At 71.3% G+C, this 20,937-nt stretch carries 14 protein-coding genes and 2 tRNA genes; 8 read left to right on the plus strand and 8 right to left on the minus strand.

The window, feature by feature from the left end; translation table 11 throughout:
* Positions 1-20 precede the first annotated feature (20 nt).
* From A6A27_RS16960 to A6A27_RS16970, 3 genes are all read left to right on the plus strand, one after another.
* Positions 21-1,415, plus strand: a complete 1,395-nt coding sequence (locus A6A27_RS16960) for an alkaline phosphatase family protein (protein WP_073835586.1) — start codon at positions 21-23, stop codon at positions 1,413-1,415.
* Positions 1,412-2,479, plus strand: coding sequence for a polyprenyl synthetase family protein (locus A6A27_RS16965; RefSeq protein ID WP_073835587.1), 1,068 nt, complete (start codon positions 1,412-1,414; stop codon positions 2,477-2,479). Before A6A27_RS16960 ends, A6A27_RS16965 begins: the two co-directional genes overlap by 4 nt.
* A 234-nt stretch (positions 2,480-2,713) precedes the next feature.
* Positions 2,714-3,724 (plus strand): sugar phosphate isomerase/epimerase family protein, encoded by a 1,011-nt coding sequence (locus A6A27_RS16970; protein WP_073835588.1) that lies wholly within the window; start codon positions 2,714-2,716, stop codon positions 3,722-3,724.
* An 86-nt stretch (positions 3,725-3,810) separates the two neighbouring features.
* Here A6A27_RS16970 and A6A27_RS16975 read toward each other — a convergent pair whose 3' ends face one another.
* From A6A27_RS16975 to A6A27_RS16995, 5 genes are all read right to left on the minus strand, one after another.
* On the minus strand, positions 3,811-5,352 hold the full coding sequence (locus tag A6A27_RS16975) for a M28 family metallopeptidase (protein ID WP_143194034.1): 1,542 nt from the start codon (positions 5,350-5,352) through the stop codon (positions 3,811-3,813).
* Positions 5,353-5,506: 154 nt separating this feature from the next.
* Entirely contained in the window at positions 5,507-6,688 is a 1,182-nt protein-coding gene (locus A6A27_RS16980; RefSeq protein WP_073835635.1) for an ROK family transcriptional regulator, read from the minus strand.
* Positions 6,689-6,799: 111 nt separating this feature from the next.
* Entirely contained in the window at positions 6,800-7,873 is a 1,074-nt protein-coding gene (locus A6A27_RS16985) for a sugar phosphate isomerase/epimerase family protein (protein ID WP_073835590.1), read from the minus strand.
* An 87-nt stretch (positions 7,874-7,960) separates the two neighbouring features.
* Positions 7,961-11,296: a ThuA domain-containing protein gene (locus A6A27_RS16990; protein ID WP_073835591.1), complete on the minus strand. Its 3,336-nt coding sequence runs from the start codon at positions 11,294-11,296 to the stop codon at positions 7,961-7,963.
* 265 nt (positions 11,297-11,561) lie between these two features.
* A complete protein-coding gene (locus A6A27_RS16995) occupies positions 11,562-11,948 on the minus strand; it encodes a hypothetical protein (RefSeq protein ID WP_073835592.1) in 387 nt (128 codons plus the stop codon).
* 284 nt (positions 11,949-12,232) lie between these two features.
* Here A6A27_RS16995 and A6A27_RS17000 point away from each other — a divergent pair.
* From A6A27_RS17000 to A6A27_RS17015, 4 genes are all read left to right on the plus strand, one after another.
* Positions 12,233-12,305, plus strand: a tRNA-Asn gene (locus A6A27_RS17000).
* Positions 12,306-12,473: 168 nt separating this feature from the next.
* Positions 12,474-14,612, plus strand: a complete 2,139-nt coding sequence (locus A6A27_RS17005) for an MMPL family transporter (protein WP_073835593.1) — start codon at positions 12,474-12,476, stop codon at positions 14,610-14,612.
* Positions 14,602-15,843 (plus strand): NAD(P)/FAD-dependent oxidoreductase, encoded by a 1,242-nt coding sequence (locus A6A27_RS17010; RefSeq protein WP_073835594.1) that lies wholly within the window; start codon positions 14,602-14,604, stop codon positions 15,841-15,843. The genes A6A27_RS17005 and A6A27_RS17010 overlap by 11 nt, the downstream gene beginning before the upstream one ends.
* Before the next feature lie 142 nt (positions 15,844-15,985).
* Positions 15,986-16,059: transfer RNA gene (locus tag A6A27_RS17015), tRNA-Ile, on the plus strand.
* A gap of 17 nt (positions 16,060-16,076) precedes the next feature.
* Here the strand turns inward: A6A27_RS17015 and A6A27_RS42220 are convergent.
* Entirely contained in the window at positions 16,077-16,400 is a 324-nt protein-coding gene (locus tag A6A27_RS42220; RefSeq protein ID WP_241825297.1) for a tyrosine-type recombinase/integrase, read from the minus strand.
* A gap of 129 nt (positions 16,401-16,529) precedes the next feature.
* Positions 16,530-17,288, minus strand: a complete 759-nt coding sequence (locus tag A6A27_RS17025; RefSeq protein ID WP_073835595.1) for an MBL fold metallo-hydrolase — start codon at positions 17,286-17,288, stop codon at positions 16,530-16,532.
* Positions 17,289-17,437: 149 nt separating this feature from the next.
* Here A6A27_RS17025 and A6A27_RS45040 point away from each other — a divergent pair, with 149 nt between their 5' ends.
* Positions 17,438-18,163: a DUF2510 domain-containing protein gene (locus A6A27_RS45040; RefSeq protein WP_073835596.1), complete on the plus strand. Its 726-nt coding sequence runs from the start codon at positions 17,438-17,440 to the stop codon at positions 18,161-18,163.
* 171 nt (positions 18,164-18,334) lie between these two features.
* On the opposite strand, the gene A6A27_RS17035 is transcribed toward A6A27_RS45040, so the two are convergent.
* A complete protein-coding gene (locus tag A6A27_RS17035) occupies positions 18,335-20,788 on the minus strand; it encodes a metallophosphoesterase (protein WP_073835597.1) in 2,454 nt (817 codons plus the stop codon).
* Positions 20,789-20,937: the final 149 nt, after the last annotated feature.

Consider the following 20,937-nt stretch of genomic DNA (forward strand, 5'->3'; position numbering starts at 1 on the left):
GAGCGAAGCGAGGTGCCGGCATGAGCAAGCGGCTAGTGGTCATCGACGTGGTGGGGCTGACCCCGCGCCTGCTGGCGCACATGCCCCGGCTGCGCGCGGTCGCGGAGTCGGGCTTCTCCGCCGAGCTGGGCACGGTGCTGCCTGCGGTCACCTGCTCGGTGCAGTCCACCTTCCTCACCGGAGAACCACCGGCCGGCCACGGGATCGTCGGCAACGGTTGGTACTTCCGGGATCTCGGCGAGGTGCTGCTCTGGCGGCAGCACAACGCCCTGGTCGGCGGGGAGAAGCTGTGGCAGGCGGCCCGCCGGGTCGAGCCCGGCTACCGGGTCGCCAACGTCTGCTGGTGGTACGCGATGGGCGCCGACGTGGACTGGACGGTGACGCCGCGCCCGATCTACTACGCGGACGGGCGCAAGGAGCCGGACTGCTGGACCGATCCGCCCGAGCTGCACGACGCGCTCACCGACGCGCTCGGCACCTTCCCGCTCTTCACCTACTGGGGGCCCGGGGCGGGGCTGCCGTCGTCGCGGTGGATCTGCCGGGCGGCCGAGCGGATCCTCGCCGAGCACGCCCCGGACCTGACCCTGGTCTACGTCCCGCACCTCGACTACGACCTGCAGCGGTTCGGCCCGTCCTCGCCGCAGGCCGCCGCCGCGGCGGCCGAGCTGGACGCGGTGCTCGCCCCGCTGCTGGACGCCGCGCGGGAGCGGGACGCCACGGTGGTGGCGCTCTCCGAGTACGGCATCACCGACGTCTCCCGCCCGGTCGACGTCAACCGCCTGCTGCGGTCCGAGGGGCTGCTGCGGGTCTACACCCAGGACGGCATGGAGTACCTCGACCCGTGGACGTCCCGGGCCTTCGCGGTCGCCGACCACCAGGTCGCGCACGTCTACGTGAAGGACCCGGCCGACGTGCCGGCGGTGGCGAAGCTGTGCGCCGGGCTGCCCGGGGTGGCCGAGGTGCTGGACGCCGCCGGGCAGGCCGGCTACGGGCTGGACCACGAGCGCTCCGGCGAGCTGGTGCTGGTGGCCGAGCCGGACGCCTGGTTCACCTACTACTACTGGCTCGACGACGCCCGCGCGCCCGACTTCGCCCGCCTCGTGGAGATTCACCGCAAGCCCGGCTACGATCCGGCCGAGCTGTTCTTCGACCCGGCCGCCCCGGGTGCCGCGAAGCGCCGGGCGGCGGTGGCGCTGGCCCGCAAGAAGCTCGGCATGCGCTACCTGATGAGCGTGGTGGGGCTGGACGCCGGGGCGCGGGCGGTCCGCGGCTCGCACGGCCGGCTGCCGGCCGACCCGGCCGACGGGCCGGTGCTGCTCTGCTCCGACCCGACCGCGGCCCGGGACCGGGTCGCCGCGACCGACGTGAAGGCCCTGCTGCTCCAGCTCGCCGGACTGGCCCGGGAGGCACCATGACCGTCACCGTCGCATCGACCGACCCGGCCCTGCTGCGGGATCGCTTCGACGCCGCGCTCGCCGCGTTTCTGAGCGAGCGGCGGCCGGGTCGGTCGGACGACGGTACGGGGGCCGTCCACGCCGTGCTGCGCCGGTTCGTTCTCGCCGGTGGCAAGCGGCTGCGGCCCCTGTTCTGCTACTGGGGCTGGCGCGGCTTCGGCGGCCCGGACGGCGCCCCGATCGTGGTCGCGGCGGCGGCGCTGGAGCTGTTCCACGCCTTCGCCCTTATCCACGACGACATCCTCGACGGCAGCGACCTGCGGCGGGGCCAGCCGTCGGTGCACCGGGTCTTCGCCGAGCTGCACACCCGCTCCGGCTGGCACGGCGACCCCGCGGCGTACGGCCGGGACGCCGCCCTGCTCTGCGGCGACCTCTGCGCCGCCTGGTCGGGCCAGATGTTCCACGACTGCGGGTTCGAACCGGCGCAGGTCCGCCGCGGGCTCGCCGTCTTCGCGCGGATGCGGGCGGAGGTGATCGCGGGGGAGTATCTGGACGTGGTCTCCGCGGTCGGCGACGGCTCGGTGGCCTCCGCCCTCGCCGTGGTCCGGATGAAGACGGCCCGGTACACGGTGACCCGCCCGGTGCAGATCGGCGCCGCCCTGGCCGGCGCCGACCCCGCCGTCGTGACGGCGCTGGCGGAGTTCGGCGACCCGCTCGGGGACGCCTTCCAGCTTCGCGACGACCTGCTCGGCGTCTTCGGCGACCCGGCCGTCACCGGTAAGTCGAACCTGGACGACCTGCGGGAGGGTAAGTCGACCGTGTTGCTGGCGCTGGCCCGGGAGGCGGCCGGCCCGACGCAGGCGGCGCGACTGCGGGCGCTGGTCGGAGACCCGGAGCTGGATCACGGGGGCGCGGCCGAGGTGCAGGGGATCATCGAGGCCACCGGCGCGCGGGAGCGGGTCGAGGGCATGATCCGGGCCCGCGTCGACCAGGCCCGCGCCGCGCTGGACCGGACACGGCTGGCCGAGCCCGCGCGGTCGGCACTGGTCGAGCTGACCTCCCGGGCCGCGCACCGCCGGCACTGAGCCGGAAGGTGGGGCGCCCGGTTGGACACCCCGGTCAGGTAGGGCCTTCCGCGAGCGGGGCGGCGGAAATAGAGTGGGGGCGGCGACCGCGAGGTGGCCGGTGACCCGACGGGAGGCGCAACCCGTCGGGCCTCAGGCGCGACCGCGCCCACCGGTGCCCGTCGGGGTCGTCAGCATCCGGTCGCCCTCGCCCGGCCTGCAACGGAATCCCCCATCACACAGGGGAGAAGGACAATGGCGCGACCCATCACGCTCTTCACCGGCCAGTGGGCCGATCTTCCGTTCGACGAGGTCTGCCGGCTCGCCGCCGAGTGGGGGTACGACGGCCTCGAGATCGCCTGCTGGGGCGACCACTTCGAGGTCGACAAGGCCCTCGCCGACGAGTCGTACGTGGACCGGAAGCGGGCCACCCTCGCCAAGCACAACCTCCAGGTCTTCGCCATCTCCAACCACCTGGTCGGGCAGGCGGTCTGCGACCACCCCATCGACGAGCGGCACCAGGACATTCTGCCCGCCCGGATCTGGGGCGACGGCGAGCCGGAGGGCGTCCGCCGCCGGGCCGCCGAGGAGATGAAGGACACCGCCCGGGCGGCGGCGAAGCTGGGGGTGCGGACGGTGGTCGGGTTCACCGGCTCATCCATCTGGCACACGTTGGCGATGTTCCCGCCGGTGCCGCCGGCGATGATCGAACGCGGTTACCAGGACTTCGCCGACCGGTGGAACCCGATCCTCGACGTCTTCGACGAGGTGGGGGTCCGTTTCGCGCACGAGGTGCACCCCAGCGAGATCGCGTACGACTACTGGACCACCAAGCGGACGCTGGAGGCGATTGGCCACCGCCCCGCGTTTGGGCTGAACTGGGATCCGTCCCACTTCGTCTGGCAGGAGCTGGACCCGGTCAACTTCATCTTCGACTTCGCCGACCGGATCTACCACGTCGACTGCAAGGACGCGAAGGTCCGTACCGGCGACGGGCGGCGCGGGCGGCTCTCCTCCCACCTGCCATGGGCGGACCTGCGGCGGGGCTGGGACTTCGTCTCCACCGGCCACGGGGACGTGCCGTGGGAGGACTGCTTCCGGGCGTTGAACGCGATCGGCTACGACGGCCCGATCTCCATCGAGTGGGAGGATGCCGGCATGGACCGGCTGGTCGGTGCGCCCGAGGCGCTCCAGTTCGTCCGCCGGCACGCCTTCGACGCCCCGGCCGCCGCCTTCGACGCCGCCTTCAGCAGCAACCGCGACTGACCGGTCCGGCCGCCACGAACGGGCGGGAGGCGACCGAGGTCGCCTCCCGCCTGTTCAGGTCAGTGCCGGTCTGGTTGGCCGGACGGTTACTGCGTGACCTCGTGCTCGTGGTCGTGCAGGCCACCGCCGCCGCTGTCCCCGGCACCCGGTCCCTTGCCCTGGACCGGCGCGCGCAGGCTGCTGATGTCGAAGGCGTACGTGATCACGGCGTGCGCGATCGCGTCCGACATCTCCTCAAGCGCCTGCTTGTTGATGTTGTTGATCGTGTCGCAGGCCTGGTGGTAGCACGAGTCGTACGGCATGCCCGGGGTGCCACCGAAGACCGCCGCCTCGTCCGCGGTCTTGATCCCTTCGCCGCCGGTGAACAGGCCACCGGACGGGATGTCCACGCCCGCGGCGATGAACGGCCCGTAGTCGCTCCGCCCGGAGAACGGCGTCTCCCGCGATGCCAGCCCCTGCGAGGCGAAGTAGTCGTGGAAGAGCTGCTCGATGGCGCCCGAGCCGGCCGGCCCGGCAGCGGACCCGGTGCCGACCGGGAACGCCGAGTTGTTGCCGTCGTACACGAAGCGCACGTAGTTGGGCGAGCCGACCATGTCGAAGTTCAGGTAGAGAGCGATCTTCTTACGCTCCGCGGCCGACAGGTTGGCAACGTAGTGCTCCGAGCCGACCAGGCCGGACTCCTCGGCCGCCCAGAGGGCGAAGCGGACCTTGTTCTTCGGCTTCACCTTGTGCATCTGCGTGGCGATCTCCAGCAGGGAGGCGCTGCCCGAGCCGTTGTCGTTGATGCCCGGGCCGGCGGAGACCGAGTCCAGGTGGGCACCGGCCATCACCACGTTGTTCGGGTCACCCGAGTCCGACTCGGCGATGAGGTTCTCCGCGGTGGCCGTACCGCGGAAGGTGCTGGCCTTGACCCGCAGCGTCAGGCCACTGGGGACCTGCGCCACAAGCTGCTGGCCGAGCTCCTGGGTGATGCCGGTCGCCGCGAAGTCGAGCGTGAAGTCCTCGCCCAGCGTCCCGTTCAGACTGCCGGTGGTGTTGTTGTAGATGATGGCGGCGGCCGCCCCGGCGTTGAACGCGTTCCTGGCCTTCAAGCCGAAGCCGCAGGAAAAGGTCTCGGTGCTTCCGCCGCGGCTGATGAGGACGATCGTGCCGGCGTTGGCCGGGCCGAAGTCCGTCGAGTTGCAGCCGAAAGCGGAGCCGGTCGGCACCGACGCCCGCGCGGTCACATCGCCGCTGCCCGAGTAGCTCATCAGCACGTTCGGCAGGTCGGCGGCCGGCGACGGGGACACCCGCTGCAGCAGGCCGGGACCGTGCGAGATGAACGTCTGGTACTGGAACGACTGCCGGCTCACCTGGAGGCCGGCCGCGCGGAGCACGCCTTCGGCGTAGTCGACCGAGCGGTCGTAGCCGGCCGAGCCGGCCACCCGCGTACCACCGTTCTCGTCGGCGATTCGCTGCAGGGCCGTGAGGTGCTTGATGATGCCGTCGGCGGTGACCGCCGCCCGCAACTTCCGTGAGTTGTTGTTGTTCGGTTCGGCGTGCGCTGCGGGCGCCGCGCTGGCGACGCCGACCAGCACCGCGGTCGCGGTTGCCAGCACGCCGCGCTGCCAGGCATTTCGGGAGACCACGTTGTCCTCCTATTGGCCAACAGGCTCACCGGATGCCGGTGAGCCCTGGGAGAGTCCGGTGAGCATAGCCACGGAAGTGATTTTCCGCACGCCCTCGGGACGTGAATGTGCCCTCCACCCAGGCCGTCGGGCGGGGCAGCCGAGCCGGCGGTGCTCAGCAGGCCGCGAAGACCTGGTCGCTGATCAGGCGAGCGCCACCGATCAGGGCGGCCCGGTCGTCCAGGTCGGAGAGGACGATCGGCATGCTGCCGGTGGCCAGCGGCGTCGAGCGTCGGTAGACCACGCCGCGGATCTCGGCCAGCAGGACGGGGCCGATGCCGGGCGCCGCGCCGCCGATGATCACGATGGCCGGGTTGACGAAACTGACCAGGCTGACCACCACCTGCCCGAGCCGGCGGGCGGCGTCGCGGACCAGCGTCTGCGCGACCGGGTCCCCGTCGGTCACGGCCCGGCCCACGTCGGCCGTGGTCAGCGGGCCGGTCGCCGCCAGCCGGTCGCCGAGCGCCGTCGAGCGCCCGGCCCGCGCGGCGGTCACCGCCTCCCGCACCAGCGCGGCATCCCCGCAGTACGCCTCCAGGCAGCCGGTCTGGCCGCAGCCGCACAGCGGCCCGTCCTCGGCGAGCGGGAGGTGACCGACGTCGCCGGCCCCACTGGCCGCGCCCCGGTAGAGCGCACCGTCGAGGATCAGCCCGCAGCCCACCGCGTTGCCCAGCTTGACGTAGAGGAAGTCGTCGAATGCCCGGCCGGTGCCGGCGTGCAACTCGCCGAGCGCCATCACGTTGGCGTCGTTGTCGACCTGCACCGGGCAGCCCAGCTCGGCGGCGATGGTGTCGCGGACCGGGAACTGGTGCCAGCCGGGCAGGGCGGGCGCGACGGCCGGCGCGCCGGCCCGGACCGTGACCGGCCCGGGCAGGGCCACGCCGACCCCGGCCAGCTTGGCCAGCCCGGCCTCGGCGCGGAGCTTGCCGAGCACCTCGACCGCGCGGCTCACCGCCGCTTCCGGGCCGACCCGTACGTCCAGCGGCTCGGCGTACCGGGTGAGCAGGGTCAGCTCGCCGTCGGTGAGCGCCACCTCGAGCCGCCCGTCACCGACGACCACCGCGCCGAACCGGACCTGCCCGGCCATCCGGAGCAGTGACGACCGCCGCCCGCCCCGGGACGCGGCCGGCCCCGCGGTCTCCACCAGGCCCTGCGTGGTCAGCCGGTCCACCTCCGCGGCGAACCGGGCCCGGGGCAGGCCCAGGGCGTCCGCCAGCTCCACCCGGGAGCGCGGGCCGTCACGCAGCAGCCGCAGCAGCCTTGTCTGGTCCGCGATCTCCGGTCCCACCATCGTCATCGCGATCACCCCCCGCTCCGAATGTGCCATACGTGCGTCACGGCGGCGTGACGCGAGGGGGCCGCCCCCGGTTTCCCGGGAGCGGCCCCCCTTGCGGTCGAACAGGTCGGGTCAGCCCCGCAGGCTCGACATGTGCCGGTAGCTGATCTCCGCGTAGCGCAGCGACCGGCCCGGGTCGGCGCTGCCACCGGGCGCGGTGTCCTGCTCCCACATCGGGTTGTGGTAGCCCTTGGCGCCCATGTTGGCGAAGAAGCCGCCGTAGTCGATGTCGCCCTGGCCGAGCGGCACCATGTCGTACCCGTTGGTGGTGCCCGTGTTGATCTTGCCGTCCTTGGCGTGGAACAGCGGGAACCGGTTGGTCCGGGCGGCCACGGTGGCCAGCGGGTCGAAGACGTTGGTCTGCGTCACGCCGTCCGGGTCGGTGTAGCTGCGGTACCGGTACTGGGCCACGTGCGCCCAGTAGATGTCCATCTCGAACCAGACCCACTCCGGGTTGGTGAGCCCGAAGAAGTACTCCAGCTTGCGGACGCCGGAGGACCGGGTCGGGCGGCCCAGCGCGTCCAGCGGCCCGCTGTCCAGCAGGAAGTTGTACGCCGCGTCGTGGTTGTGGGTGTAGAGCTTCAGCCCACGCGCGGCGGCCATCTCGCCGAAGGTGTTCCACCGGTCGGCGGCGGCGTCCCAGTCGGCCTTGTAGTTGCTGCCGGTCGGGTCGCTGCCGGTGCCGATGTGGGTCATGCCGAGGATCTCGGCGGTGTCCAGCGTTTGCTCGAACTGGGCGATCGTGGTCGGGGTGACCGTGCCCGGGACCGAGGCGTGCGAGCCGTTGGCGCGCAGCCCGTTGTCGTCGAGGATCTTGCGGATCTCCGTCGGGGTGATCTGCCGGCCGAGGATCGAGGTGTGCTGGGTGTAGCCGGCGAACTCGACCTCCTTGTAGCCGATCTCGGCGAGCCGGCCGAGCACCCGCTCGAAGCCGAACGGCACACCGCTGCCGTCGTCGGCGGCGCTGATCCGGTCACGGACGCTGTAGAGGATGATGCCGCGCTTGCCGGGCGGGACGAGTACGCCGTTGCTCGCCGCGGTGGCCGAGGGGGCCCAGCCGGCGGCGCCGACGGCGACCGCCCCGGCCGCCCCGGCGATGGTGCCGAGCATCCGTCGGCGGCTCATCCCTTGTGTGCTGTCGTTCATCTCGGGCTGCCTTTCTCAGGTGATGGGTGGTGTTGGAAGGGGAGTCGGGCCGGGTGGGGCCGCCCGGTGGACGGCCCCACCCGGGCGTCACGGCGTGACGCCGATGCCCTGGCCGGTGAACTCGACCCAGTTGAGGTTGCCGAAGCCGCTGGTCGGCCCGCCGGAGACGGTGGTGAAGACCAGGTAGAGCTTGTGCGTCCCGCCCGGGTCGGTGATCGGCACGGTGGTGCTGGTGAAGGCGTTGTTACCGCTGGTCGCGTTGACCGTGGCGGTGGTCAGCAGCGGGCCGGTGGGGGAGTCCAGGCGGAACTGGACGCCGAACCGGGGCTGCCCGGCGGTGGCGGCACTGCCGCCGGAGGTGCGCAGCGTGATCGACTGCATGTTCTTCAGGTTGACGGTGTTGTTGATCGCGATCCAGTCACCCGGGTCGAGGCCGCCGCGCTGCTGCCCGCCACCGGTGTCGGCGGTGGTGGCGACCGTGGTGCCGGACTCCTCGGTGGCGAACTCGACCTCCTGCCGCTTGGCCTGGATGATCTGCTGGTCCACCGTGGTCAGCGCCGGCTGGCCGTTGGCGCCCTTGTCGGTGTACGACGCGCTGACCACGCCGTAGATGTAGCCGCCGTGCGAGGCGTCGTCCGCCTCCGTGGGCAGCACGCCCGAGCAGCCGAACTGGTTGGCCTCACCGTGCCCGTGGGTGTCGTGGCCGAGCACGAAGGTCACCTCGACCTTGCTGCAGTCGATCGGCCCGTCCTCCGGGTCGGTGACGGTGACCGTCCACGGGATGTCGTCGCCCCAGCTGAAGAAGCCGCCCTCGAGCGGGGTGTTGACCGTGACGGTCGGCGCGGTGTTGCCGACGGTGATCGTGGTGTTCGCCGACGCCGTCTTGCCGCTGGAGTCGGTCACCGTCAGGCGGGCGGTGTAAACCCCGTTGGTGGTGTAGGTGAACGACGGGTTCGGGTCGATCGAGTCGGTGGTGCCGTTGCCGTCGAAGTCCCAGGCGAACCGGATCGAGTCGCCCGGGTCCGGGTCCTTCGAGCCCTCGCTGGAGAACGAGACCGTGAGCGGCGCGCGGCCGTTGGTCGGGGTCGCGTTCAGCACGGCGGTGGGCGCCCGCAGGCCCTTGACGTAGCTGAACTTCAGCATGGCCGCGTCCGGGTTGATGTTGAAGAATCCGTCGCCGTAGGTCAGCAGGTAGAAGTTGCCGTCCGCGCCCCAGCGCATGTCCATCGGGTTGTCGCAGAGGAACGGCTTGGCCGGGGTGGTGGGCGCCTGCCCGCAGTTCAACACATTGTTGATCTTCAGGATCTCACCCTGGTCGTCCAGCCGGATCTCCTTGAGGGTGTCCCGGGTGAACTCGCCGAAGAAGATGGCGTTGTCGTAGTACTCGGGGAACTTCGTCTCCGACCTCAGCTCCGGGTCGTAGTCGTACTTCGCCGCACCGTGCGGGCCGACACCACCGGTGCCCAGCTCCGGGAAGAGCACCGGGCAGGTCTGCGTCGGAGTCGACAGGTAGGACTCCGGGCAGGGGGTCGGCGCCTGGAACGAGTACCACAGCTCAGACTTCTCCACCTTCGGCAGGTCGGTCAGGCCGGTGTTGTGCCGGGAGGTGTTCTTCGGCGCCGCGCAGTCGAACGGCGCGACCGGCGAGATGGGGTTCGTGGTCCAGTTCATCTCGATGTACGGCAGGTTCGGCTGCACGCACATCGGCCAGCCGTAGTTCGCCGGCTTGTCGACCACCATCATCCGACCCGTGCCCGCCGGCCCGCGCCCGACCTGGGCGACCGAGGAGTCGGGGGAGTAGTCGGTGATGTAGGCGACGTCGTTCTTGTCGAGGGTGATCCGGAACGGGTTCCGGAAGCCCATCGCGTAGATCTCGGGCCGGGTCTTCGCCGTGCCGCCCGGGAACAGGTTGCCCGCCGGCACGGTGTACGAGCCGTCCGCGCCCACCGTGATCCGCAGGATCTTGCCCCGCAGGTCGTTGGTGTTGGCCGAGCTGCGCCGGGCGTCCACGAAGGGCGCCTGGTAGACGCCGGTGGCGCTGACCGAGTCGTTGTGCGGCGAGAAGCCGCCGGAACCGCCGCCGCCGGCCGGGGTGTCGTCCCCGGTCACCAGCCAGAGGTTGTTCTTCGAGTCGAACGCGATGTCACCGGCCACGTGGCAGCAGGCGCCCCGGTCGACCGGCACCTGCATGATCTTCTGCTCGGTGCTCAGGTCGAGCGACGGGTTCTCCCCGTCGACGAACTTGAACCGGGAGAGCTGGAAGTAGCCCTGCCACACGTCCCAGGCGTGCGGGTCGGTGCTGGTGGTCGGCGCGGCCCCGGTGGGGGTGTTCAGCGGGGGCGCGTAGTACAGGTAGACCCACTTGTTGGTGGCGAAGTCGTTGTCGATCGCCGGGCCGTACATCCCGTCCTCGCTGTGGGTGTAGACCGGGATCTGGGCCAGGATGGTGGTCTGGTTGGTCTCCGGGTTGTGCAGGCGTACGCCGCCGCGCCGGTCGGTCTGGAGCACCCGGCCGTCGGGAAGGACGTCGAAGCCGATCGGCTCGTTGACGTTGGGCTGCGCCCCGACCACCGTCATCTGGTAGTTGGCCAGCACGGTCGCGCCGCAGTCGCCGTTGGTCACGCCGGCCGCCCACTGGATCGCGCCGCCCAGGTGGGCCCGCAGGTCGGTGCTGTTGTAGCTCTCCGGGGTGGCGCCGAGTCCGGTGTAGAACGACCGACCGCCCTGGTAGTCCTTGCACCAGGTGACCGGGTGGTCGAAGCCCATCGTGCCGCCGGTGTACGTCTTCTCGTCCACCGTGGCCAGCACGTGCGAGACGCCGCGGACGTTGGCCGCGAAGTTGTACCACCGGTCGGTGGTGTTCCACCGCTGCGGCAGCGTCTTCGAGGCCGGGTGGACCCGGTCGGCGACGGTGACGGTGGCCTTGCTGCTCGCCGACGGCGCGCCGGTGGCCCGGGTGCCCAGCACGTCGGTGAGGAAGGACCAGGTCGGGTTGGCCTCGATGGCGGAGTGCACGCCGACGAAGCCGCCGCCGTCGCGGTAGTACTGCTCGAAGGCCGCCTGCTGGGCGTCGTTGAGCACGTCGCCGGCGGTGTTGAGGAACACCACGGCGCGGAACTGCTTCAGGTGTGGCTCGTCGAACTTGCGGGCGTCGTTGGTGACCTCGACGGTGAAGCGCCGTTCTTGCCCGAGTTGCTGGATGGCCTGCACGCCGGCGGCGGTGGCGGCATTGTTGCCGCTGGCCGACCGGGTGAAGACGAGCACCTTGTACTGCATGCCGTTGCTGTTGGGTGCCGGGGCATTGAGCACCGGCGCGGCCTGGGCCGGGGTCGGAGCCTGCTCGGCCGTCGCGACGAGCGTCGCGCCGACGAGGGCGAGCAGGCTGAGGTGGGTGGCGGCCCTGCGGCCGAAGGGTCTGCGCATCGAACCTCGCTCTGGTCGGGCGGGTCCGCCTCAGCGCGGGACGAGAGCTGAGGAGGTCGCTGATGTGGTGACGAGAGCCTGGCCAGGTTCTACGCGAGACGATATTTGCGGACGCGATCAAAGAGAAGAGGTCGGAGCCAAAAGTTTTCTATGAATCGCTCCGACTTTTGTTCAGGATCAGCAAAAGTGGGAAGGTTGGGTCCCGTCCGGACAGACGAGAACGGGCCGGTCGCCCGATGGCGACCGGCCCGCTGCCCTGATTGCGTCAGGAGCTGCTGCCGGACGGCTTGGTGCTCCCGCTGCTGGTCGACGCGTTCGGCCCGCCGCCCGATCCCGTACCGGCCGAACCGGACTTGGCGCCGACGGAGGCCGGCGTCCCGGCGAACGGCTTGTCGGCCGAGGTGAGCCCCGGCTTGCCGCCGTTACCGCTGGTCAGCTTCTCGCCGAGCTTCGTCTGCCCCAGCCTGTCCTTGCCCTCGGCATAGAGCCGGTTCGCCTGGGCCTGCGCCACCCCCGCCGCCTCCTGGACGGTCGGGTGGTCGAGCACCTTGCGGCCCCGAACCACGAGCTCGTCGTACTTCTCCCGACCGGCACGGGCGCCCAGGACGAATCCCGCAGCCAGCCCGCCAAGAAACATGATCTTTCCGCGCATGGCGGCTCCTTCCGTACCTGACGCGCCGCCGTCCCCGATCGGGCGTTGCCGACCGGGACCGACCATCTCGCGCCTGCGTCCTCTGTCGGCGGCTAACTACCCATCCTGCTCTCCGCTCATGCCTCCATGTGCCCAGATGGCGATTTGTCCGTATTGATGGTTGATCGTGTCGCCCGGAAATGCCGCTGCGGATGGCGGTAACCCCCTGGCGCGCCACCCCCGGATGTCCTGTACTCTTGTCCCCGTCGCCCGGCGCGGAGAGATCCGAACCGGGTGATCTGCGGTCCCCCGTAGCTCAATTGGCAGAGCAGCCGGCTGTTAACCGGCAGGTTTTTGGTTCGAGTCCAAACGGGGGAGCTTCGCTCCACAGACGCCCGTCGACCCCAGGTCGGCGGGCGCTTCTCGTTTCCCTGCCCCGGCGTCGCGGGCAGTTTCCGCCCGAACGGTGCGCTCTGCCCGGCAGGATGGAGGTCGACTGGGACTCCCGCTGCGTCGGTTCGTGCGTCGGTTCAAAGGTGGGTGGAGATGGCCGGAGGACCGCACCGCTGGGCGGCAACGCTGATCGCGGCGGCGGTCGTACTTGGTTGGCTCGTCATCGGGGCGATCGCCGGACCGTACTCGGGGAAGCTCGGCGACGTCGCCACCAACGACAACGCGGCCTTCCTGCCGGCCGATGCCGAGGCGACCCGGGCGCAGGACCTGTCCGCCGCCTTCGTAACCAGGCAGACCACCCCCGCTCTGGTCGTCTACCAGCGCACCTCCGGCATCACCCCGGCCGACCAGCAGCGCGTCCGGGCGGACGTGGCCCGCTTCGCCCAGGTGCCGGGGGTGGTCGCCCCGCTACCGCCGCCGATCGTCAGCCAGGACGGCCAGGCGGTGCAGGTGATCGTCCCGATCGCCAGCGCCGAGGGCGAGCGGATCCGGCAGGTCGTCGACCAGTTGCGCGGCATCGCGGGCGCGGACCGGGACGGGCTCTCCGTGGACGTGGCCGGGCCGGCGGGCCTGCTCGCCGACCTGATCGAAGTCTTCACCGCCATCGACGGGCCGCTGCTGCTGGTCACCCTGGTGGTGGTGCTGGTGATCCTGCTGATCGTCTACCGCAGCCCGGTGCTCTGGATCTGCCCGTTGCTCGCCGCCGGCATGTCGTACGCGATGGCCTCGCTCTTCGTCTATCACCTCGCGAAGAGTGACGTCATCAAGCTGAACGGGCAGGCGCAGGGCATCCTCACCGTGCTGGTCTTCGGCGCCGGCACCGACTACGCGCTGCTGCTCATCGCCCGCTACCGGGAAGAGCTGCACCGGCACGAGCGTCCGTGGGACGCGATGCGGACCGCCTGGAAGGGCGCCGGCCCGGCCATCATCGCCTCCGGCGCCACGGTCATCCTCAGCCTGCTCTGCCTCCTGCTGTCCAGCCTCAACTCCAACCGCGCGCTCGGCCCGGTCGCCGCCGTCGGCATCGCCGCCACCCTGCTGGTGATGCTGACCTTCCTCCCGGCCCTGCTGCTGCTCGGCGGACGCTGGGCATTCTGGCCGCGGCGGCCCCGCTACGACCACGCCGACGCGCGTACCGAGCACCGCGTCTGGGGCCGGATCGCCGGCTTCGTCGCCCGGCGCGCGCGGCCCGTCTGGCTGGTCACCGCGGTGGTCCTGGCCGCCCTCGCCGGTGGCGTGACCCAGCTCGACGCCAACACCCTGGGCCAGTCCAGCCTGTTCACCCACCGCACCGACTCGGTGGCCGGGCAGGAGGTGATCGACCGGCACTTCCCGGCCGGCACCGGCAGCCCGGCCACCATCTTCACCACCGAGGCCACCGCCCGGCAGGTCGCCCAGGTGGCCCAGGGCGTACCCGGGGTGTCCGCGGTGCGCCCCGTCACCGGCCAGGGGCCGGGCGGGCCACCCGACCCGAACGCGCCGCCCAAAGTGGTCGACGGGCGGGTGCAGCTGGAGGCCACCCTCGCCGACCCGCCGGACAGCCACGCCGCCGAGCGAACCGTCCGCGACCTGCGCGAGGCGGTGCACAAGGTGCCTGGCGCCGGCGCCGTGGTGGGCGGCTTCACCGCCGTCAACGTGGACACCGCCGACGCCGCCGTCCGGGACCGCAACGTCATCATCCCGGTGGTGCTGCTGGTCATCGCGGTGATCCTGGCCCTGCTGCTGCGTGCCCTGCTCGCCCCGCTCCTGCTGATCGCCACCGTGGTGCTGTCGTTCCTGGCCACGCTCGGCCTCTGCGCGCTGATCTTCAAGTACGGCCTGGACTTCCCCGGCGTCGACCAGTCGTTCCCGCTCTTCGCGTTCGTGTTCCTGGTCGCCCTCGGCATCGACTACAACATCTTCCTGATGAGCCGGGTCCGCGAGGAGTCGGTCCGCCGGGGCACCCGGGCCGGGGTGCTGGCCGGCCTCGCCGTCACCGGCGGCGTGATCACCTCCGCCGGCATCGTGCTCGCCGCCACGTTCTCCGCGCTCGCCGTGCTACCGCTGGTGGTGCTCGTCGAGCTGGGCGTGGCGGTCGCCATCGGGGTGCTGCTCGACACCATCGTCGTCCGGTCCCTGCTGGTGCCCGCACTCGCGTACGACATCGGGCCGAAGGTCTGGTGGCCGAGCCGGCTGTCGCGGGCCAACCGGGACGGGGACCGGGCCGGGGCGGAGGTGAGGCATGCCCGCTGAGACCGACGTGGTCATCGTCGGTGGCGGCCTGGCCGGCCTCGCCGCGGCCCGGCGGCTGCACCGCGCCGGCGTGCCGTGGCGGCTGCTGGAGGCCGGCGACCGGCTCGGCGGGCGGGTCGCCACCGACGAGGTCGACGGCTACCTGCTGGACCGCGGCTTCCAGGTGCTCAACACCGCGTACCCGCGGCTCGGCGGCCTGCTCGACCTGGCCGCCCTGAACCTCGGCTGGTTCAGCGCCGGCGTGCTGGTCCGCCGCGGCGACCGGCTGGACCGGCTGGCCAATCCGCTACGCGAGCCCGCCGGCCTCGCCGGCACGCTGACCGCCGGGGTCGGGTCGCTGTCGGACCGGTTGCGCTTCGCCGGGCTCGTCACCGGCTGTGCCACCCTGCCGGTAGGCCGGCTGCTCACCGCGCCGGAGACCACCACCGAGGCGGCGCTGCGCCGGTCCGGCCTCTCCGACGCGATCATCGAGGAGCTGCTCCGGCCGTTCCTCTCCGGCGTCCTCCTCGACCGGGAACTGGCGACCTCCAGCCATGTGCTCGCCGTGACCCTGCGCTCGTTCGCCCGGGGGCGGATCGGCCTGCCCTCCCGGGGGATGGCGGCGCTGCCCCAGGCCGTCGCGGCCCCGCTGTCCACCGAGCTGATCGACCTGAACAATCCGGTCAGCGCGGTCGCGCCGGGCCGGGTCCGCACCCGGGCCGGCGACCTCCCCTGCCGCGCCGTCGTGGTCGCCGTGGACCCGCCGGCGGCGGCCACCCTGCTGCCCAGGCTCAACCGGGTACGCATGCACGGCTACACCACCTACTACCACAGCACCGACACCCCGCCCCTGGCCGAACCGATCCTGCTGCTCGACGGGGAACGGCGGGAACTGGTCGCCAACACCGTCGTGGTCAGCCGCGCCGCGCCCACGTACGCGCCGGCCGGGAAGCACCTGGTGGCCACCTCGGTGGTCGGGCCGCAGGCCCCGCCCGAAGCGGTCATCCGGCGGGAGCTGGACCGGCTCTACGGGCGGTCCACCGCCGACTGGACCCACCTGACCACGGTCACCGTCCCGGACGCGCTGCCCGCCGCGCCACCGCCGCAGGGCCGGCTGCGCAAACCGGTCGCGCTCGGCGACGGGCTCTACGTCGCCGGCGACCACCGGGACAGCCCGTCCATCCAGGGGGCGCTCGCCAGCGGCTGGCGGGCCGCCGGGGTGGTGCTCGCGGAGCTGCGCAGCGAGGGCTGAGCGCAGTGGACCATGCGGGCACCCGCCGATCCGCTGCGCGCTGTTATCCTCGCGTTGCCCACCGTGCCGGTCGGATCTTGAGCCCGGCCGTTCGGGTGGTGGCCGGTGATCCGTTGAGCGGGTTACGATCCGGCGCGGTAGCGGGGCGGTAGCTCAGCGGGTTAGAGCAGGGGACTCATAATCCCTCGGTCGCGGGTTCGAGTCCCGCCCGCCCCACCTCAGAAACGCCCAGCTCAGGCGTGGTGCCGACGACCCGGACGAACGGCTTCAAGATCGGGACCAACGCCCTCAGTCCGCACTGAGTCCGCAGCAGCACGAGCCGCCGCCCGGTCGAGGCGGTCCGCCACCTGGTCCAGGTCGTCCTCGAACAGGTCCGCGTAGACGTCCAGAGTCATGGCCGCCGAGGCGTGCCCGAGCGTCCGCTGCACGGCCTTGACGTTTGCGCCCTCGGCCCCCGCCAGACTGGCCGCAGTGTGCCGTAGCTCGCGCGGTGTCAGGCCGACGAGACCGACCGACTCCGCAGCCAGTTCGCCGAGAGGCGTTGGGCGCGACGTCACCAGGTGTGAGCGCTCCGGACGAGCCAGACGTCTTCTTGTGCCGATGAGGGGTCGTCAGTAGAGGATGCCTTCGTGGCCGCCGATCGGAGGCTCACCGGGTGGTGACCATGAGCGCGATGGCGCCGAAGTTCATCCGGATGATTGCCGGGCCTGCTCCAGGTTCGACTGGTGGGGGCCGGAGAGCCAGTCTTGACCCAGACGCGCGTCGACCGGTTCCTTTCCTCGCCGCAGCGCGTCGATGTAGGCATGATCGGCGGCGAGGCGGGCCGCGACCTCGGGACCCTCGGCAACGGCCCCGTGGCCGGGGATCAGGACCTCGATGTGGCTGGCGGCCTCACCCAGCCGGTCGAGTGCCGTCTCGTAGGCGCTCACCTGATCGGGGCGGCGCGGGTCGAGGAGCGGGATCAGGACGTCGGAGAGCATGTCGCCGGCAAGCAGGACGCCACGGTCCGCGAGGAGGATCGCGGCGTGGCCGATGGCGTGCGCCTGATGCTCGACCATCTCGCCCGGCACGGGTCGCCCGTCCGCGGGTAGCGGGGTGAGGAGACCGATCAGCTCGAGAGGGATGCCCGATGCGCTCTCCGCCGCCATCTTCTGCGCCCGCTCTCGGGCTTCACTGGCAGCCTGGGCGCCGACGGTGGTGGCGTAGCGCGGCACGTCGCCGAACCGGGGATGCCAGAGCAGGTGGTCCCAGTGGGGATGGGTGGAGAACCCGGCGACCACCGGAATGCCGAGCCGGTCCACGTCATCGGCGAGCTGGTTCAGATCGGAACCGTCGATGCCGGGATCGACCAGGATCAACCCGCTCTCCCCGCGCACCACGACGGCGTTGCTCCAGACCCACTCGCTCTGCCGGACCCAGACGCCGTCGGCCACCTGATTCAGCATCGGTTCACATTGTCAGGCGTCTCCGTCCGGCGCTAGTTGCCACGCCCCTTCGGGCCCGGATTTGGGACCGGCGGGCGTTCCCCGAAACGCAATCCCCAGGCCCAGCCGACCTCTTTAACGGGGCGGATGATCGTGGCAAGGTTTCCTCTGTGCAGGGTGGCGGGGAAGGTGCGACGGCTGGGCCGCGGCCCGGTTGGTATCCGGATCCCTCTGGGCGGCAGCCGATCCGCTGGTTCGATGGCGACCGGTGGACAGCGCACGTGATCGACGGCCGGCAGCAGCCACAACTGGACCCGCTGCCCGATGGCGCCGCCCCACCGCCCGTTCCGCCCGGCCCGCCGCCGGGGGTGTCCGGTGCGCCGGCCCCCGCGCCGGGACAGCCGTCCGCGAAGCTTCCGGTCGGATCGCTGGTCGTACGGTGTCTGGTCCTCGGCATCGTGGCGGTGCTCCTGGCGCTCGGCTTCTTGGCGCTGCCGTACGCCGGGGTGGACAGCCCGCCCCGGGACTTCAGCTACGCGCCGGTGCGCTATCTGGAGCTGGGTGCCTGGCTCAACGTGTACGACACGAAGATGAGCGCCTGGGGACGGGCCTACTCGCAGGGGCTCGGTCCGCTGATCGCGCTGGTGGTGTGGGCCGCGGTCGCCGGCACGGTGCTGCTGGTGGCGCTGGTGCCCCGCTACCGGACCCGCGAGCCGTGGTGGACGATGGTGGTCTTCGCGCTGGCGGTCGCGGCGGTGTTCGGGGCGATGGTCGCCTCGCCCAGCAACGACACCATTTTGCTGAGGTCGGCCTCTGGTTACCTGACGGTGCTGGCGGCACACGCGCTGCTGGTGATTACCTGCCCGCTCAAGAATCGGCGGCGGCGACCTCGCTGATCACGGTGCTTCCGCGCGCGCGGCAGCTGCCGAGCACTCCGAGCTGTGGACAACACCTGGAACAGCCAGGGTAGACGGGGTGGCGGCGGGCATCCGTCGCCAGGGCGGGTGGTTCGGGGCGGCGCCGGTGGGTCCGGCGCCGCCCCGAGCCGAGGCGGAACTGTTTCCCGTCTAGCACGTGGCGAGGAACTCGTTGATGGCGATGGTGACCTGCTGGCCGGTGGTGTGGCTGCGGACGATCGACATCACGCGGTCGTGCAGGTCGGTGGTGCCGGAGCGGTCGTAGGTGTCGGAGATGACCAGGTCGAGCCAGGGTCGCTGGATGGATTCCGGTTTGCCTTGGACGGGTTTGGCGAAGAAGTCGGCGAGGGCGTCGGCGATGCGGCGTTTCGCGGTGGCGAGCTGCTGCGGCAGGTCGCCCTGCCGGTCGGTGGGCACCTTTGCCAGGGTCATGGTGGCGTCGGTGAGGTCGGTGACGGCGGCGTCGAGTTGTGCGGGAGTGGTCAGGTCGGTTGCGGCGATGCGGTTGAGCAGGTCGCGGGCCTGGAGGAGGTGTTTCACGACGGTCAGTCGCTGGGTCAGCGTGGTGGCCTGGTTGGCGTCGGTGACCTTGGCGATGGCCGTCTCGGCGGCCGTGATCGTCTCCGCCGACGGGTTGGCCTCGGCGGCGGCGACCGCGTCCTGCGCCGCCTTCAGCAACTGCGCCTGCTGGTTGGCGAGTTGCACGCTCATCGAGCCGATGATGAGGGGCAGGTTGTTCGCGCCCACGATCCGCATGTCGGCGTTGCCGTTCTGCCGGTTCCGGAACATCACCTGGGGCAGGTCGAGGGTCGCGGTCTGCCAGGTGTTGACCATGGCGGCGGTGATGCTCACGCGGGTGGCGCTCTGGTACGCCGACCCGGTGGCCGCGGAGTCGTACTGGAGGACGAACGAGCCGGTGACCGGGGAGAGGTACTCGATGGTCGCGGTGGCGTCGTACGGGCCGCCGGTGAGGTAGCGGTCGTCGACGGCGAGGTAGAGGTTGTTGCCGGAGTTGAACGTGTTCCGGTCGATCTGCAGGGCGCGCCGACCGTCGACGACGGTCTCGTGTGCGGGGCCGCTCTCGTACGGGATCCAGGTCAGCCCGTCGGGCTCACCGGAGAAGTCCATCGAGACCCGGGTCGCCGATGGGGCCGGTGGGATCACGTCGAGGCGTACCGCCGAGATGGTGAGCGGTAGGTTGGCGACCGCGTTCAGCCGCAGGTCCGCGCCGCCGTTCTGCCGGTTGGTGAACCGGACGTCGGGAAGGTCGATGGTCGTGGTCTGCCACTGGTTCACCTGGTCGGCGCCGATCGTCACCGCGGTCGAACGCTGGTAGGCCGAGCCGCTCTGCTGCGAGTCGTACTGGATGGCGAACGAGCCCGGGACCGGGGAGCGGTAGCTGATCGTGGCCTTCACCTGGTACGGCCCGCCGGAGATGGCCGCGTCGTCGACGAACATGTACAACTGGTTGGCGCCGCCGAAGGGATTCTTCTGCAGCTCCAGTGCCCGGCGGCCGTCGACCTCGGTCGTCAGGAACGGGCCGTCCTCGTAGTTCCGGTAGGTCAGGCCGTCGGCCTTGTCCGCCGCGACGTCGAACGAGACCGTGTATCGGTTCGGGATCGGGTTTCCGCCCGGGTCCGGGTTCGGGTCCACCCAGTCCGACCGCTCGGCCAGGTATGCCCGGCCCTGCGCGTCCTTCTTGAGCAGGAAGTAGTAGTCGACGGTGCCCGGCAGGGACAGGTACTCCGCCTTCAGCGAGTCCGGGGTCACGGTCAGCCGCATCGCCCCGAAGTGCGCGGCATCCCGGAACTTGCTGCCCGGCGCGACGCTGAACAGCGGCGTCAGGCCGGCGCCGCCGTTGCCGGAAATGGCGATGTGGTAGCCGTCGGCCGTCTCGATGTGCTCCGCGTGGTGATCGTGGCCGGAGAGGATCAGGTCCACGCCCGGCGTCATCAGCCAGGCGCGGTCCAGGTTGTTGCCCGCCTTGCCGGAGGAGTAGATCGGCTGGTGGCCGCCGACCACCTTCCAGACGGCCGAGCTGTTCGTGAGCGTGCTGCGGTACGCGTCGTAGATCGGCGGCTTCGCGCTGCCCGTCGCCGTCTGGCAGTTGGCGTCGGGGTTGACGAAGTCGAGCAGCCCGTTGCCGAAGCCGGCGACGAAGGCGGCGGGCACCTTGAAGTGGTCCAGGCTCGGCTGGACGCTTTCCGGCGAGCAACCGTTGCCGTAGTCGTGGTTCCCCATGATCGGGAACATCCGGCCGGCGTCGATGTCCGCCTTGTACGGCGCCTGGGCCTTGACCACCTCTTCGGGCAGGCCCTGCTGGTAGGTGTTGTCGCCGGTGGTGAGGATGGCCGCCGGGTTCCAGGAGTGGACCATGTCCGCGACCTGGTACTCCTCCGCGCAGGTGCGGTCAACGCCGCAGCCGCCGTAGTCGCCGATCACGGCGAGCACCAGGCGGTCCTGGGGCGGCTGTTGGGTATCGACCGGCGGGGTGATCCGTTGCAGCTCGCTGGCGGCCGCGCCCGCCGTGGTGGCGAGCCCCGCCGACAGGGTCAACGCAGCGACCGAGGCCAGGGTGAGGGCGAGTTTTCGTTTGGCTAGCACGTCCAGCTCCTTGCGGGTGTCGCGATCAACGACGCCGGAGGCTAGGCGGTTGTGGTGATAGCCCGATGAACCCGAGACCAACCGGACCGGGCCGGCCCCTGACCAGGGGTCGGACGGCCAGCGAGGGGCGGTGCAGCCCGGTGTGCCAG

Source organism: Micromonospora sp. CB01531, from assembly GCF_001905095.1.
In the GTDB taxonomy this organism is placed as follows: domain Bacteria; phylum Actinomycetota; class Actinomycetes; order Mycobacteriales; family Micromonosporaceae; genus Micromonospora.